Origin of the sequence: Pseudooceanicola sp., from assembly GCF_041987405.1 — a bacterium.
Lineage (GTDB): Bacteria > Pseudomonadota > Alphaproteobacteria > Rhodobacterales > Rhodobacteraceae > Pseudooceanicola.
This window is the reverse complement of sequence record NZ_JBHIWR010000001.1, coordinates 435,790-449,798: the sequence shown is the minus strand read 5'-3', so window position 1 is coordinate 449,798 and position 14,009 is coordinate 435,790. Positions and strand designations below refer to the sequence as shown.

Sequence of the window (14,009 nt, the reverse complement as noted above, 5' to 3'; positions counted from 1 at the left end):
CCCTAGGGCAGCTTCATCACGATACAGGTGGTCGAGCCGGTGGCGTAAAGCTTGCCATCTTCCACACCCCGGATCTCGCCATTCGCGATCCCGGTTGAGCGGCCGACATGCTGGGCCCAGCCGGTGGCATGGACCTCCATCCCCGGCGGGATCGGGCGGATGATATTCACCTTGTATTCCAGCGTGGTATAGGCCGATCCCTCCGGCACTCGAGTGGCGACCGCGCAGGCCATGCAGCTGTCCAGCAACACCCCGTACCAGCCACCATGCACGCCGCCCATGGGGTTGGTGTAGGCCTCGGTCGGTGTGCCGGTAAAGGTCACCCGACCATCCTCCGCCTCCGTCAGACGATAGTTCATCACATCGGCAATCGGCGGGCCGCGGCGGACCCCGGTCAGCATGCCCCGGATGGCCTCAAGCCCGGATTGATTTCGGCTGGCGGTCTTGGTCATGGCGGTTCCTCCCGCCGGGCAGGCTATTGCCGCCCTGCGGAAGGTTCAACCGCATTGCAAAGAATGCCGCTCAGGCGACGTTTTCCAGACGCACCGAAGGAGTCACGCCCAGGGCATGGCAGACATCGCGCGTCAGCTCCGGCCGGTTCAGCGTGTAGAAGTGCAGCTTGTCCACGCCTTCAGCGATCAGATCCGTGCACATCTCGGTGCAGAGCGCCGTGGCGAAGAGATCCTGCCGGTCATCACGTTCCGCCTTGTCAAAGGCCTCGTCCAGCCAGGCCGGGACCGAGGTGCCGGTGTTCAGCGCGAACCGGCGGATGCCCTTCCAGTTCTCGATCGGCATGATCCCCGGCACGATCGGCTTGTCGATCCCCGCCTTGGCGCAGGCGTCGCGGAAGCGCAGGAAATGCTCCGTATCGAAAAAGAACTGGGTGATCGCCTCATCCGCGCCCGCGTCGAACTTGCGCTTCAGGTACGCCACATCTGCGGCTTCCGACGCTGCCTCGGGATGTTTCTCGGGATAGGCGCCGACACGGATGGTGAATTTCCCCGTCTCCTTCAGCGCGGCGATCAACTCAACCGAGCTGGCGAAGCCGCCGGGGTGTACGGTGAACTTGCCGTCCTCCTGCGGCGGATCCCCGCGCAGCGCGACGATCTCGGTCACGCCCGCCTCGGCAAAGGCATTGGCGATCTCCAGCGTCTCTTCCCTGGTGGCCTTCACGCAGGTCAAATGCGCGGCGACGTTCAGCCCTGAATTCTTGTGCAGCGTCGCCACCGCGTCCCGCGTCAGGTCACGGGTCGTGCCACCGGCCCCGTAGGTCACGGACACGAAACGCGGATTCAGCGGCGCCAGAACCTGCACAGTATCCCACAGACGGAACGAGGCTTCGAGGTTTTTGGGCGGAAAGAATTCGAACGAAACGGCAGGCGTGGTCATAACGGTCCCCTTGGATTTGAGCCCTTGTCGCAAAATCGGCTTTGTGAGACAAGCTCATAACTTTCACGAACATCATGAACGCGGCTCACATATGCATATCGAGTTCCGGCACCTCCGCACGATCAAGGCGATCCATGACACCGGGGGCCTGCAGCGTGCCGCCGATGTTCTTCATATCACCCAGTCTGCCTTGTCTCATCAGATCAAGGGCTTGGAGGAGCAGGCCGGGGTGGAGCTTTTCGTTCGCCGCTCCAAACCGCTGAAACTCTCCGCCGCCGGGCAGCGCATGCTCCGACTGGCCGAACGGATCCTGCCACAGATCGACGCGCTGGAGGCGGAGTTCGAAGCGCTGGAGGAGGGCAGCGCCGGGCGGCTGCATATCGCGCTGGAATGCCACGCCTGCTACGACTGGCTCTTCCCGGTTCTGGAGCAGTTCCGCCGCGCCTGGCCCGATGTGGACATCGACATCCGCGCGGGCCGCGCCTTCGACGCCCTGGCCGCCCTGCGCCGCGAAGAGGTGGATGTCGTGATCTCTTCGGACCCGGACGAAGAGGGCGAGGCCGAATATGCGCCGCTCTTCGACTATTCCCCGGTCTTCATCGGCGCGGCAAACCATCCGCTGGCGGCGAAACCCTATATCGAGGCCTCGGATCTGGAGCCCGAAACCCTGCTCTGTTACCCGGTCGAGAAATCCCGCCTCGATGTCTACAAGATGCTGCTCCATCCGGCGGGGGTGGAGCCCGCAGGGCTGCGCCCAGTGGAACTGACCCAGATGATCCTGATGCTCGTCGCGTCCGGACGCGGCGTGGCGGTTCTGCCCGACTGGGTGATGAACAGCCAGCGCAACCGGTCCGATTTCGCCGTCCGCCCACTGACCGACGGCGGGTTGACCCGCCGCATGTACGCCGCCTCCCGCCGGGAGGATATCGGCAAGCCTTACATGGCCCATTTCGTCCGCCTGGCCCGGACCGAGGCGGTGAAGCTGCAGCGCGGCTGACTGCACGACCCCGCCTTGAAAGGCCCCGCGACGCGGCCCCCTTCGGCTTCATCTTGCCCCAAATACTCCCGCTGGAGGCATCCACTGGCAGGCGCCATCCGCGCCCCCCTTGGCAACTCCGCGCCCCCGGTCTATACGCGCGACCTGTCTGACAGGAGTCCGCCATGACGCTCAGCGCCAATATCAACATCATGAAGAAAGCCGCCCGCAAGGCCGGCCGATCCCTCGTCAAGGATTTCCGCGAGGTCGAGAACCTTCAGGTGTCGATGAAAGGCGCGGGCGATTTCGTCTCCCGCGCGGACATCGCCGCAGAGGAGATCATCAAGGCCGAACTGATGGAGGCACGTCCCTCCTACGGCTGGGTCGGCGAAGAGGGCGGCGAGGAGCAAGGACAGGACCCGACGCGCCGCTGGATTGTCGATCCGCTGGACGGCACAACGAACTTCCTGCACGGCCTGCCGCATTGGGCCGTCTCCATCGCGCTGGAGCACAAGGGCCAGATCATCGCCGGGGTCGTCTATGACGCCGCCAAGGACGAACTATTCTTTGCCGAGAAGGGCGAGGGCGCCTGGATGAACGAAAGCCGCATCCGTGTCTCCGGCCGCTCGCGGATGATCGAGTCGATCTTTGCCACCGGCGTGCCCTTCGGAGGCCGTTCCGACCTGCCCAAGACGCTGCAGGACCTGGCGCGGCTGATGCCCGCCTGTGCCGGTGTGCGTCGTTGGGGCTCTGCCGCGCTGGACCTCGCCTATGTGGCGGCGGGCCGCTACGATGGTTTCTGGGAGCGTCGGTTGAATGCCTGGGACATGGCGGCCGGTCTGATCATCCTGCGCGAGGCCGGCGGGCTGGTCGATGCGATCGTGCCGGGGGAGGACATCCTCTCCAGCGGCGAGATCATCGGCGCCAACGAGGCCATCTTCGAGCAATTCGCCAAGGTCATCCGCGACGCCTGAGTGCCGCGCTCGGGGCTGTCGGAGGACGCCTCCGGCGGGATTATTTGTGGAAAGATGAAGCGGATGGGCCCGGCACGGGACGTTCCGCCCGTCAGCGCCGCCGACGCACCACGGGCACGTTGGACCGGCTGAACCTGTACTGCGCCGCGGGATGGTCCGGGTGGCCATGCGTCCGGTTCCAGAACGCGATTCCACCCAGGCGACGGAAGGTCGGCAGGGCCAGCAGGAGCCCGGCGATGAACCCGCCCGCATGGGCCCAGTAGGCCACGCCCCCGGCGTTCAGATCGGCCCCAATCCCGTTGAAGAACTGCAGGCCGAACCAGATCCCCAGCATGACCCAGGCGGGCACCGGGAAGATCCGGAAGAAGACGATGAAGATGAACAGGATGTCGACCCGCGCCTTGGGAAAGAGCAGCAGATAGCCCCCCATCACCCCGGCAATCGCGCCGGAGGCCCCGACCATCGGCACCATCGACCCCGGTGCCGCGGCGAATTGCGCCAGCGCCGCGCCGATCCCCGACAGAAGGTAGAAGAGCAGGAAGCCGCCATGGCCCATCTCGTCTTCCATATTGTCCCCGAAGATCCACAGGAACAGCATGTTGCCGCCCAGATGCATGATCCCGCCATGCAGGAACATCGACGTCAGCACGGTCAGGTAACCATCGCCCGCGGACAGTCGCGCCGGGATCAGGGCGTAGCGCGCGAAAAAGCTGTTGAGCGCCGCCGGATCGGTGAAAAGTTGCGAATAGGACAGGAAGACCGCCACATTGACCGCGATCAGCGCCCAGGTGACATAGGGTGTTCGCCCTGACGGGTTGTGGTCGCGCAACGGAAACATGCGCGCAGGCTGGCGGCGGCACGGCGAAAGGTCAAGCCGAACAATAGCCAAGCGCTTTGCCATCGGGCCTTTTCCCGGCCCGCCCCTGCCGTTAAGGTCGCGCGGATCACGTCAGCCCGCGTGGTGGAATGGTAGACACAGGGGACTTAAAATCCCTAGGCCGAGAGGCCGTGCCGGTTCGAGTCCGGCCGCGGGTACCATCGAACGATCCCTCCCAGTGGTGGCGCGTCTTGAGGTGCCCTTCGCCCGGCGACGCCCCGTTTTTCTGGCGTTTGCGCCGAAGGCGGAAAATTTCCGGCGGACGTTAAGCGGACCGAAAGCGTTCCTTGTCATGGTGCCGCCGGAAACCGTTTTGGAGGATACCATGAAACCACTCTGTCTCGCGGCCATGCTGGCCGCGACGGCGACGATGTCTCAGGCCGACCAGTATGCGGAGGTGATGACGGAATACGCCCGCGATCACATCCTGACCTGGCTGCAGGACCCGACGCTGATCTCCGCCATCCGCCTGCAGAACCTGCGTACCGGGCATCTCGCCCAGTCCGAGATCGAGGATCTGGACCGACGCTGGCAGCAGGAGGTCGGGCAACCCGTACGCCCGACCGTCGATCCGGTCGTCGGCAACGCCGCCGCCGATTTCCTGCGCGCCCGCATCGCCGGATCCAGTGGCACGATGACGGAAATTTTCATCATGGACGGCCGCGGGCTGAACGTCGCCGCCTCCGATCCGACTTCCGACTACTGGCAGGGGGACGAGGCGAAGTTCACCGAAACCTACGGCCAGGGCCCCCAGGCGATGCATATCGGCGATATCGAGTATGACGAGTCGACGCAGACGTATCAGGGCCAGGTTTCCGTTGCCATTGCCGACCCGGATACCGGCGCGGTGATCGGGGCCGTGACCGTCGGTCTGGATGCCGAGCAGCTCTTTTGAACCACGGGTGCCGGGCCGGACACGGCCCCGCCGAAATCCAGCAGAAAGCCCTCATGATGACTGACCGGTCCCTGGTGAACTCCGTGATGAAAACCTTCAGATCGACTTTCGCTGTCGGGACGCTGATGGTTGCGATCTGCGTTCTCATTGTCGTCTCGACAACCGAAACCATTTCGCAGCGCCGTCTGTCCGATCAGATTGGTCAGAACATCGCCGACCTGGCCGAGACGAGCGCTCAGTTCCTGTCCGAACAGCTTGGCGGAATGGTCAAATTCGGCAAGGTCGAGCAGATCGAACAGACTTTCGGTACCCTCGTCAGCAAATCCGGCGGATCGGTCATCGGCGGGGCTGCGGTCAATCTCGAAGGTCGCGTCCTTTTTCGGTCCGAAGGGCAGGCTCCGGAGGCGGAGGAGGCCCTGGACCAGGCGCGCGACCTTGCCATTCAGGCCACCAATCAGGATCGCCTGATCACCAGTGCCGACGGCTTCACCGTGGCCGTGCCGGTGCGTTTCGGCAAGGACCGGACGATCGTGGGCGGGCTGGCCGTAAGCCTGACGCCGGCCCGCCAGCTTCAGGATCTGGCCGAAAAGCGGGTTCAGACGATCATCGTGGCCGGCATCGTCTTTGTCACGGCCTTGCTGGGCGCGGGGGTGTTTCAATGGGTCTGGCTGTCCCGCCCGCTACGCGCAACGGAAAGTGCCATGCGACGCATCGCCGATGGCGATCTGGCGGCAGAGATTTCCACGACCGGAAGAGCCGACGAAATCAGCAGCATCGCCCGGTCGCTGTCCAGTTTCCGCGACAAGCTCGAGACCGCCCGCGCGGCGGAGGAGGAAAACGCCTTCCGCAGCGCAGCCGTGGCCTCCGCGGGCTCCGCGCTCATGTTACTGGGGCCTGATCTCAAGGTGCGCTACGTCAACGCGGCCTGGTCCACGCTCCTTTCGGAGTTTGCCAAGGGCGCGGGCGGCGATTGGGCAGGTTTCGACGCGGCGCGCGTGACCGCCGGGTCCGCCAGCGACATCCCTGGGCTGAGCGATATAGAAGCCGCGATCCGGGGGGCGGATCTGCCGCTCGATCTGTCCCGCAGATGGGACCGGCACCGCCTCAAGGTCCGGGTGCAGGGGGTCACTTCCAGCGAGGGCAGAACGATCGGCTATGTCATGGAATTCGCTGACGTATCTGATGCGACACTGAATGCCGCGGTGTTGGGCGCGATCGAGGAGCACCAGCTGCGGATCGACATCGCCGAGGATCGTCGCATCGCCACCGTCAACGAGGCCGTCCTGAACCTGACGGGGCTGGACGCTGAGCGCGTTAAAAAGATGACCGGCAACGACGTGCTGACCCCGATCGACATGAGTGAGGACGACAAGGCGCAGGCAACACAGAATATCCAGGCGGGCGTGGTCATCAGCGGCCGGTTCGCCCTGCCGGGATCGACGGATCGCAAGCCCGTGGCCGAGGGGACGCTGACACCCGTCCTCGGCCCTGACGGGACGGTGGAACGCGTCGTCTTCATCGGCTCCGACATCACCGACAGCCACTACGCCATGCAGACCGCGGAACAGGATCGCCGCCAGCGCGCCGAAGAACAGGCGACGGTGGTCAATGCGCTCAAGACCGGGTTGGGTAAGCTCGCCGGTGGCGACCTGACGGTCAGCATCGCCGACACCTTCAGCGCCGATTACGATCAGTTGCGACTGAACTTCAATCAGGCCGTGCGCGCGTTGCACGAAGCGATGGATGCCGTGGTCAACAATGCCGGATCCATCCGGACCGAAGCCGGGGAGATCACCAATGCCGCCGATGATTTGGCGCGGCGAACCGAACGCCAGGCCGCCACGCTGGAGGAAACCGCCACCGCTCTGGACGAACTGACGGCCTCCGTCGGATCAGCGGCCGAGGGGGCGGACCATGCAGCGACCATCGCCAGCACCGCCCTCGGCCAGGCCCAGACCGGTGGCGACGTGGCGCGCCGCGCTGTCGAGGCGATGGATGGGATCAAAGCCTCCAGCAAGGAAATCTCCAAGATTACCAGCGTGATCGACGATATCGCCTTCCAGACAAACTTGCTGGCCCTCAACGCCGGCGTGGAAGCCGCCCGCGCCGGCGAGGCCGGGCGTGGTTTCGCTGTCGTCGCGACCGAAGTGCGGGCCCTCGCGCAGCGTTCCTCCGACGCCGCGCGCGAGATCAATGATCTCATCTCCGCCTCGGGTCAGCAGGTCGGGTCAGGGGTCGAACTGGTCAACGAAACCGGCGCGGCCCTGGCCAAGATCGTCGACGCGGTGTCCGATATCTCCACGCGAGTCGCCGCCATCGCCACCTCCGCCCGGCAGCAGTCCTCGGGCCTGACCGAGATCAACCTGGCGATCACCGACCTCGACCAGGTGACGCAGCAGAACGCCGCCATGTTCGAGGAAACCAATGCCGCCAGCCATGCCCTGACGAGCGAGGCTGCGGCCCTGGTTTCGGCCTCCGAAAGGTTCCACCTGGGCGAGCGGCCGTTGGCCGCACGGCACGGACAGCTGGCGTTCGGGACGGCGCCCAAACCGAAAGCCGTGAAATCTGCCGCAGAACCGCGCCAACGCGTCAATGCGGCAGCGGAGCCTGCGTCCGCTGGCCTCGACAAGGGATGGGAGGAATTCTGATCCGACAGTCCACGCAGCACGGGTTGATCGCCAAGCCAGGCACGAGGGCCGTTGCGCTCCTCAGACACATGGCCAGGCGATGGACGCCCCGGAAGGCAGGCTCAGCTGCGCACTCCCGCGTAGCGTGCCTTCCAGTTGTCCACGTCCTCATCCGTCAGCTTGCGGAACAAGTTGTCCGGCACCTGCATCGCGGCCCCTCCTGTCGGCGCGGACAGGGCGGTTGCCACATCCTCCGGCCAGCCAACCGGCGCATCGGGCAGGGCGGCCGCCATGGCTTCCGCCGCATCAGGGATGAAGGGCGAGGACAGCGCCGCGTAGAAGGGGATCAGGTTGAGCGAGAATCGCACGATGGCCGCCGCGCGCTCCGGGTCTTCCTTGAAGGCAGCCCAAGGCGCGGAGGCCTGCAGGTATTCGTTCCCCGCAACCCAGATCGCCCGCAGCTCCTGCGCTGCCTTGCGTACCTCGATCGCTTCCATCTGCGCCTCGTAGGTCCGCAACCGCTCTGCCAGTTCCGCGATCAGCGCCTCTTCCTGAGGGCCATAGCTGCCCCCCTCCGGCACGATCTCACCGAACTTCGAGCGGCAGAACTTGGTCACCCGGCTGACGAAATTGCCCAGAACATCCGCCAGGTCCTTGTTCACCGAGGCCTGGAAATTCTCCCAGGTGAATTCGGAATCCGAGGATTCCGGGGCATGGCTCAGCAACCACCAGCGCCAGTAATCCGCCGGCAGGATCTCCAGCGCCTGATCCATAAAGACCCCGCGCCCGCGGGAGGTGGAGAATTGCCCCCCCTCATAGTTCAGGTAGTTGAACGATTTGATGAAATCGACCAGCTTCCAGGGCTCGCCCGAGCCCAGGATCGTCGCCGGAAAGCCGAGCGTGTGGAAGGGCACGTTATCCTTGCCCATGAACTGCGTATAGGTCACGTCGTCCGCGCCCTTGTCGGTCCGCCACCAGCGTTCCCAATCCGGCCCCTTGCCCGCATCGACCCATTCCTGCGCGCAGGCGATATATTCGATCGGGGCGTCGAACCAGACATAGAAGACCTTGCCCTCCATCCCCGGCCAATCCGCATCGCCCCGCTTGACCGGGATCCCCCAGTCGAGGTCGCGGGTGATCCCCCGATCCTGCAGCCCGTCGCCATCCGTCAGCCATTTCTTCGCGATGGAGGTGGTCAGCACCGGCCAGCCGACGCGCGTGTCGATCCACTCCTCCAGCTGATCCTTCATCTTGCTCTGGCAGAGGTAGAGATGCTTGGTCTCGCGCATCTCCAGATCGGTGGAGCCGGAGATGGTCGAATGCGGGTTGATCAGGTCGACCGGGTCCAGCTGCTTGGTGCAGTTGTCGCACTGATCGCCCCGCGCGCTGTCAAAGCCGCAGTTCGGGCAGGTGCCCTCGATATAACGGTCGGGCAGGAAGCGGCCGTCGGCCTTGGAATACATCTGCGTTTCGGAGACTTCGCGGATCAGCCCCGCCTCTGCCAGGCGCCCGGCGAAATGCTGTGTCAGGGCGTGGTTCTGCGGCGAGGAGGAGCGGCCGAAGTGATCGAAGGAGAGGCGGAACCCCTCGGCGATCCGCGACTGCACCTGATGCATTTCGGCACAATACTCCGCCACCGGTTGGCCGGCCTTGGCCGCCGCCAGTTCCGCCGGGGTGCCATGTTCATCCGTCGCGCAGAGGAACAGAACTTCGTTGCCGCGCGCCCGCTGGTAGCGTGCGAACAGATCGGCCGGAAGCTGGGACCCGACGAGGTTCCCCAGGTGCTTGATCCCGTTGATATAGGGGATCGCCGAAGTGATCAGATGCCGTGCCATGTCGCGCCTCTTGTCCCGTGGTTCGCCCCGTTTATCGCGGGACGTGCCGCAGGGCCAGAGGCTCTTGTCGCTGGCAGGCTCGTTACCCGGCCATCTCCTCCATCGGGGTTCGTTCGAGGGCCAGGGCGGCGTCCACCCGCCAGCTTTGCGGCGGGTCCATCCGGGCGCGCAGCCGGGTCAGGCGCCAGGCGGTGCGCCCCGGCCCGTGGTCACTGTCCATCCGCCAGCGGCTCTCCACCCCCTGTGCCCCGCCGGACCCCGGTGTCAGGATCAGGCCAAGCGGGGCCTGCCCACCGGTTTCGGCCCCGGTTTCCGCCGCCAGATGCAGCCGCCGCACTGCCGTCAGCCCGGGCAGTCCGGGGATATCCGCCACCGCCAGCGCCGCCGTCCCGCTGCGCAGGATTTCCTCCAGGGTCCAGAGCACATCCTCCGCCCGTTTCGGCCGCACGAAGATCAGCCGCTCCGGCGCGAAGATCGGGGCCACCCCCTCGGCATGCAGCTGATCGGCCTCCCAGGCGGGGGATATCCACCAAAGCGGCCCCCGTTCGCCCGCCGCCGCCAGCCGCGCGGCAATCATCAGGGCAAAGCTGCGCCGCGCCGCGCCGCAGCCCTCGTGTAGCCGCGCCCGGGGCAGCCGTGCACCGGCGCCAAGCTCCAGCATGGGGCCGGTCCGGTGCGGGCGGCGGGACAGCAGGGGGGTGGGGGCAGACATGGGATTCTCCTGTACCTCCGATCCTGACATGTTCCCCAAATGTTCTCAACCGGGCCGAGGCCCCTCCGGGTCAGACATTCGGTAACTTCTCTGCGCTATGACGAGGCCGACATCGAGGGGACCCCATGAAGACAACGCGCCTGGGCCACACCGAACTGCAAGTGACGACCTTCTGTCTCGGCACGATGACCTGGGGGTCGCAGACCGGCACGCGCCGCGCCCATGCGCAGCTGGATGCGGCGCGGGATCGCGGCATCAACTTCCTCGATACAGCGGAAATCTACCCGTTGGACCCGGTGAGACCCGAAACCATCGGCCGGACCGAACGGATCATCGGCCTCTGGCTGGATGGCGCGGCGGCGCGGCGGGCCGACATGATCATCGCCACCAAACATGCGGGGCAGGGGATGCGGATGATCCGTGGCGGCGCCCCGATCTCCGCCGCCACCATTCCCGAGGCGGTCGAGGGCTCGCTCAGGCGGATGAAGACCGACTACATCGACCTTTATCAGCTCCACTGGCCCAATCGCGGCTCCTACCATTTCCGCCGCAACTGGGATCGGCAGGCGGCGACCCTCGATCCGCATCGCGTGACCGACAACATGATCGACTGCCTCGATGCGCTGGAAAAGGAACGGCGACGGGGCACGATCCGCGCCTTCGGCCTGTGCAACGAAACCGCCTGGGGGCTGGCCAGATGGGGCACCCTGGCCACCGCACGTCAGGCCCCGTTTCCCGCCACCATCCAGAACGACTATTCGCTGCTGCACCGCATGTTCGACACGGACCTGGCGGAGGTCAGCCTGCATGACGGGATCGGCCTGCTGGCCAGTGCGCCCCTGGCCGCGGGTCTGCTGACCGGGAAATACCAGGGCGGCGCCGTGCCCAAGGGGTCGCGGATGGAGCGGATCCCCGACCTCAACAACCGCGCCACCCCCCGCAGTTTTGCCGCGGTGGAGGACTACATGGACCTTGCCTTCAAACACGATCTCGACCCGGTGCACATGGCGCTCGCCTGGGTGGCAAGCCGCCCCTTTGTAACCTCCACGGTCTTCGGGGCGCGCACCGCGGCGCAACTGACCCGCATCCTCGACGGCCTCGATCTGGAGTTGAGCGAGGAGGTGCTGAAGGACATCGACCTCGTTCACCGGGACCATCCGCAGCCGTATTGAACCCCGCCTGCCAGGCGGCAAAAGGTGACATGGCTACAACACTTCGCCGGGTCTGCCGCGCGGCTCGCCGCTTGTCGCTTGCACCCCGGGGCCTTCCCCGCCTTCCTGAAGGCGGAGGGATGTCATGCCGCTGTCGATGCCGTCAGAGGTCTTTGTCACCTGTGCCGTGACCGGATCGGGTCAGACACAGGACCGCTCCCCCCATGTTCCGCGCAGCCCCGAAGAAATCGCCAATAGCGCGATAGAGGCCGCCCGCGCCGGGGCAGCGGCCGTGCATCTGCATGTGCGGGATCCCGAAACGGGCGCGCCGTCGCGCGACCCCGCTCTCTATCGGGAATGCGTCGATCGGATCCGGCAGTCGGACACCGATGTGGTGATCAATCTGACGGCCGGAATGGGCGGCGATCTGGTCCTCGGCGGGACCGAGGCCCCGCTGCCCCCCGCCGCCGGAACCGACATGATCGGCGCGGAAGCGCGGCTGACCCATATCGCCGACTGCCTGCCGGAGATCTGTACCCTGGATTGCGGCACGATGAACTTCGCCGAAAACGACTATGTCATGACCAACACCCCCGGCATGCTGCGCGAGATGGGGGGGCGGATCACCGCCCTCGGCGTCCGGCCGGAGATCGAATGCTTCGACAGCGGCCACCTGTGGTTTGCCCGCCAACTGGTCGAGGAGGGCGTGCTGGAGGCCCCGGCGCTGGTGCAGCTTTGTATGGGGGTGCCCTGGGGCGCCCCGGACGATTTGCAAACCTTCCACGCCATGGTTGCAAATGTGCCAAGGGGCTGGACCTTCTCGGCTTTTGCCCTGGGGCGGCATCAGATGCCCTATGTCGCGGCCTCGGTTCTGGCGGGCGGCCATGTGCGCGTCGGGCTGGAGGACAACCTCTGGCTGGCTCGGGGTGAGCCTGCCACCAATGCCCAGCTTGTCGCCCGCGCGGTGGCCATCCTGGAAAACCTGGGCGTCGGGGTGATGACCCCCGCCGCAATGCGCAGCGCCCTGGGCCTGCGAAAGGGGGCCGCATGAGCAGAACCGCCGCGATCATCGGCGCCGGGGTGATCGGCGCAGGCTGGGCCGCGCGCTTCCTGCTCAACGGTTGGAACGTGCGCGTTTTTGACCCCGATCCCGAGACGGAGGCCCGGGTTCTTTCAGTCCTGACCGCCGCGCGTCTGGCCCTGCCGGGGCTGGGCGACGTGGCCCTACCGCCGGAGGGGGAGCTGAGCTTCCCTGGCCTGATCTCCGAAACCGTGCGCGGCGCGGATTGGGTGCAGGAGAGCGTGCCGGAACGGATCGAACTGAAGCAGAAAATATACCAAGCCCTTCAGGCCAGTATGGAGGAAAAGGCGATCCTAGCCTCCTCCACCTCCGGCTTCACGCCTTCCGAGTTGCAGGCCGGATCGCCGCGCGCGGGCCAGATCCTCGTCGCCCATCCCTTCAACCCCGTCTACCTGCTGCCATTGGTCGAAGTCGTGGCCAGCGACCGCACCACCGCTGAGGATGTGACCCGCGCGACGGAGATCCTGACCGCCATCGGCATGTCCCCGCTGAAGGTCCGCGCCGAGGTGCCCGCCCATATCGCCGACCGCCTGCTGGAGGCCGTCTGGCGCGAGGCGTTGTGGCTGGTGAAAGACGGCGTGGCGACCACCGGAGAGATCGACGATGCGATCCGCATGGGCTTTGGGCTGAGGTGGGCGCAGATGGGGCTGTTCGAAACCTACCGCATCGTCGGCGGCGAGGGCGGCATGGCCTATTTCCTGCATCAGTTCGGCCCGGCGCTGCAGTGGCCCTGGTCCAAGCTGACCGATGTGCCCGAGATGGACGACGATCTGGTCAACCGGATCGCGGAACAATCCGACGCCCAGACCGGCGCGCAAAGCATCGCCGAGATGGAGGCGCAGCGCGATCGCAACCTCGTCGGCATCCTGCGTGCCCTGGGGTATACGGGCAATGGGGCGGGCGCGGTGCAACTGGCCGCCGATGCCCGTAATCTTGCCACCTCCGGCGTGCCCGCGCGGTTCGAGGAGATCGACCCCGCCGCCCCGGTCCGCACCATCCACCGCGCCGTGCCGCTCGACTGGATCGACTACAACGGTCATATGACCGAGGCGCGCTATCTGCATGTCTTTGGCGATGCGACCGACCGGATGATGATCCTGGTCGGCTGCGACCGCGACTATGTGGCGGAGGGTCAGAGCTTTTTCACCGTCGAAACCCACATCCGCCATATCGACGAGGTCCGCGCCGGCGCGCGCCTGACGGTCGAGACCCGGGTGCTGGAAGGGCAGGGCAAGAAGATGCACCTCTGGCACGAGCTCTACTCTGGCGACCGGCTGCTGGCGACGGCGGAACATATGCTGCTGCATGTCGATCTGGAAAGCCGCCGCTCTTCGCCGCTGACCCCGCTTCTGGCCGAACGGCTGGCCATTCTGGCGAAGGGGCATGCGGCCCTGCCCAGGCCCGTGGGGCTGGCCCGCGCCGTGGGGGACCGTCCCTGACCAAAGTCTGACCCGGTCTGGTGACCCGGCCGGGATTGGGTCATAGAGAATAC

The 14,009-nt window shown here is 65.9% G+C and carries 12 protein-coding genes and 1 tRNA gene; 8 read left to right on the top strand and 5 right to left on the bottom strand.

Going from position 1 to position 14,009, the window contains the following annotated elements:
• Nucleotides 1–2: 2 nt before the first annotated feature.
• The gene (locus ACFC2Y_RS02170) at nt 3–452 is read right to left on the bottom strand and encodes a PaaI family thioesterase (protein ID WP_375173412.1); all 450 of its coding nucleotides are present in this window, start codon (nt 450–452) and stop codon (nt 3–5) included.
• Between the two features lie 70 nt (nt 453–522).
• Nucleotides 523–1,389, bottom strand: coding sequence for a methylenetetrahydrofolate reductase [NAD(P)H] (gene metF / locus ACFC2Y_RS02165; RefSeq protein WP_375173411.1), 867 nt, complete (start codon nt 1,387–1,389; stop codon nt 523–525).
• Between the two features lie 91 nt (nt 1,390–1,480).
• Between metF and ACFC2Y_RS02160 the strand changes: the two genes are divergently transcribed.
• Together ACFC2Y_RS02160 and ACFC2Y_RS02155 are read left to right on the top strand one after the other, a co-directional pair.
• Nucleotides 1,481–2,386, top strand: coding sequence for a LysR substrate-binding domain-containing protein (locus ACFC2Y_RS02160; protein WP_375173410.1), 906 nt, complete (start codon nt 1,481–1,483; stop codon nt 2,384–2,386).
• Between the two features lie 164 nt (nt 2,387–2,550).
• Nucleotides 2,551–3,339: an inositol monophosphatase family protein gene (locus tag ACFC2Y_RS02155; protein WP_375173409.1), complete on the top strand. Its 789-nt coding sequence runs from the start codon at nt 2,551–2,553 to the stop codon at nt 3,337–3,339.
• Between the two features lie 91 nt (nt 3,340–3,430).
• Here the strand turns inward: ACFC2Y_RS02155 and ACFC2Y_RS02150 are convergent, their stop codons facing one another.
• Nucleotides 3,431–4,177 (bottom strand): rhomboid family intramembrane serine protease, encoded by a 747-nt coding sequence (locus tag ACFC2Y_RS02150; protein ID WP_375173408.1) that lies wholly within the window; start codon nt 4,175–4,177, stop codon nt 3,431–3,433.
• 114 nt (nt 4,178–4,291) lie between these two features.
• Here ACFC2Y_RS02150 and ACFC2Y_RS02145 point away from each other — a divergent pair.
• The 3 genes from ACFC2Y_RS02145 (at nt 4,292) to ACFC2Y_RS02135 (ending at nt 7,759) form a co-directional block, all read left to right on the top strand.
• Nucleotides 4,292–4,377 (top strand) — tRNA-Leu (locus ACFC2Y_RS02145).
• Between the two features lie 164 nt (nt 4,378–4,541).
• Nucleotides 4,542–5,111 carry a hypothetical protein gene (locus ACFC2Y_RS02140; protein WP_375173407.1) on the top strand — a complete coding sequence of 190 codons (570 nt, stop codon included), beginning with the start codon at nt 4,542–4,544 and terminating at the stop codon, nt 5,109–5,111.
• A 56-nt stretch (nt 5,112–5,167) separates the two neighbouring features.
• On the top strand, nt 5,168–7,759 hold the full coding sequence (locus ACFC2Y_RS02135; protein ID WP_375173406.1) for a methyl-accepting chemotaxis protein: 2,592 nt from the start codon (nt 5,168–5,170) through the stop codon (nt 7,757–7,759).
• 101 nt (nt 7,760–7,860) lie between these two features.
• Here the strand turns inward: ACFC2Y_RS02135 and metG are convergent, their stop codons facing one another.
• Together metG and ACFC2Y_RS02125 are read right to left on the bottom strand one after the other, a co-directional pair.
• A complete protein-coding gene (metG, locus tag ACFC2Y_RS02130; protein WP_375173405.1) occupies nt 7,861–9,573 on the bottom strand; it encodes a methionine--tRNA ligase in 1,713 nt (570 codons plus the stop codon).
• 82 nt (nt 9,574–9,655) lie between these two features.
• Nucleotides 9,656–10,285, bottom strand: a complete 630-nt coding sequence (locus ACFC2Y_RS02125; protein ID WP_375173404.1) for an ImuA family protein — start codon at nt 10,283–10,285, stop codon at nt 9,656–9,658.
• Nucleotides 10,286–10,410: 125 nt separating this feature from the next.
• On the opposite strand from ACFC2Y_RS02125, the gene ACFC2Y_RS02120 reads away from it, so the two are divergent.
• The 3 genes from ACFC2Y_RS02120 (at nt 10,411) to ACFC2Y_RS02110 (ending at nt 13,956) form a co-directional block, all read left to right on the top strand.
• Nucleotides 10,411–11,457, top strand: coding sequence for an aldo/keto reductase (locus tag ACFC2Y_RS02120; RefSeq protein WP_375173403.1), 1,047 nt, complete (start codon nt 10,411–10,413; stop codon nt 11,455–11,457).
• A gap of 124 nt (nt 11,458–11,581) precedes the next feature.
• Nucleotides 11,582–12,487 (top strand): 3-keto-5-aminohexanoate cleavage protein, encoded by a 906-nt coding sequence (locus ACFC2Y_RS02115; protein WP_375173402.1) that lies wholly within the window; start codon nt 11,582–11,584, stop codon nt 12,485–12,487.
• Nucleotides 12,484–13,956 carry a carnitine 3-dehydrogenase gene (locus ACFC2Y_RS02110; RefSeq protein WP_375173401.1) on the top strand — a complete coding sequence of 491 codons (1,473 nt, stop codon included), beginning with the start codon at nt 12,484–12,486 and terminating at the stop codon, nt 13,954–13,956. Before ACFC2Y_RS02115 ends, ACFC2Y_RS02110 begins: the two co-directional genes overlap by 4 nt.
• Nucleotides 13,957–14,009 lie beyond the last annotated feature (53 nt).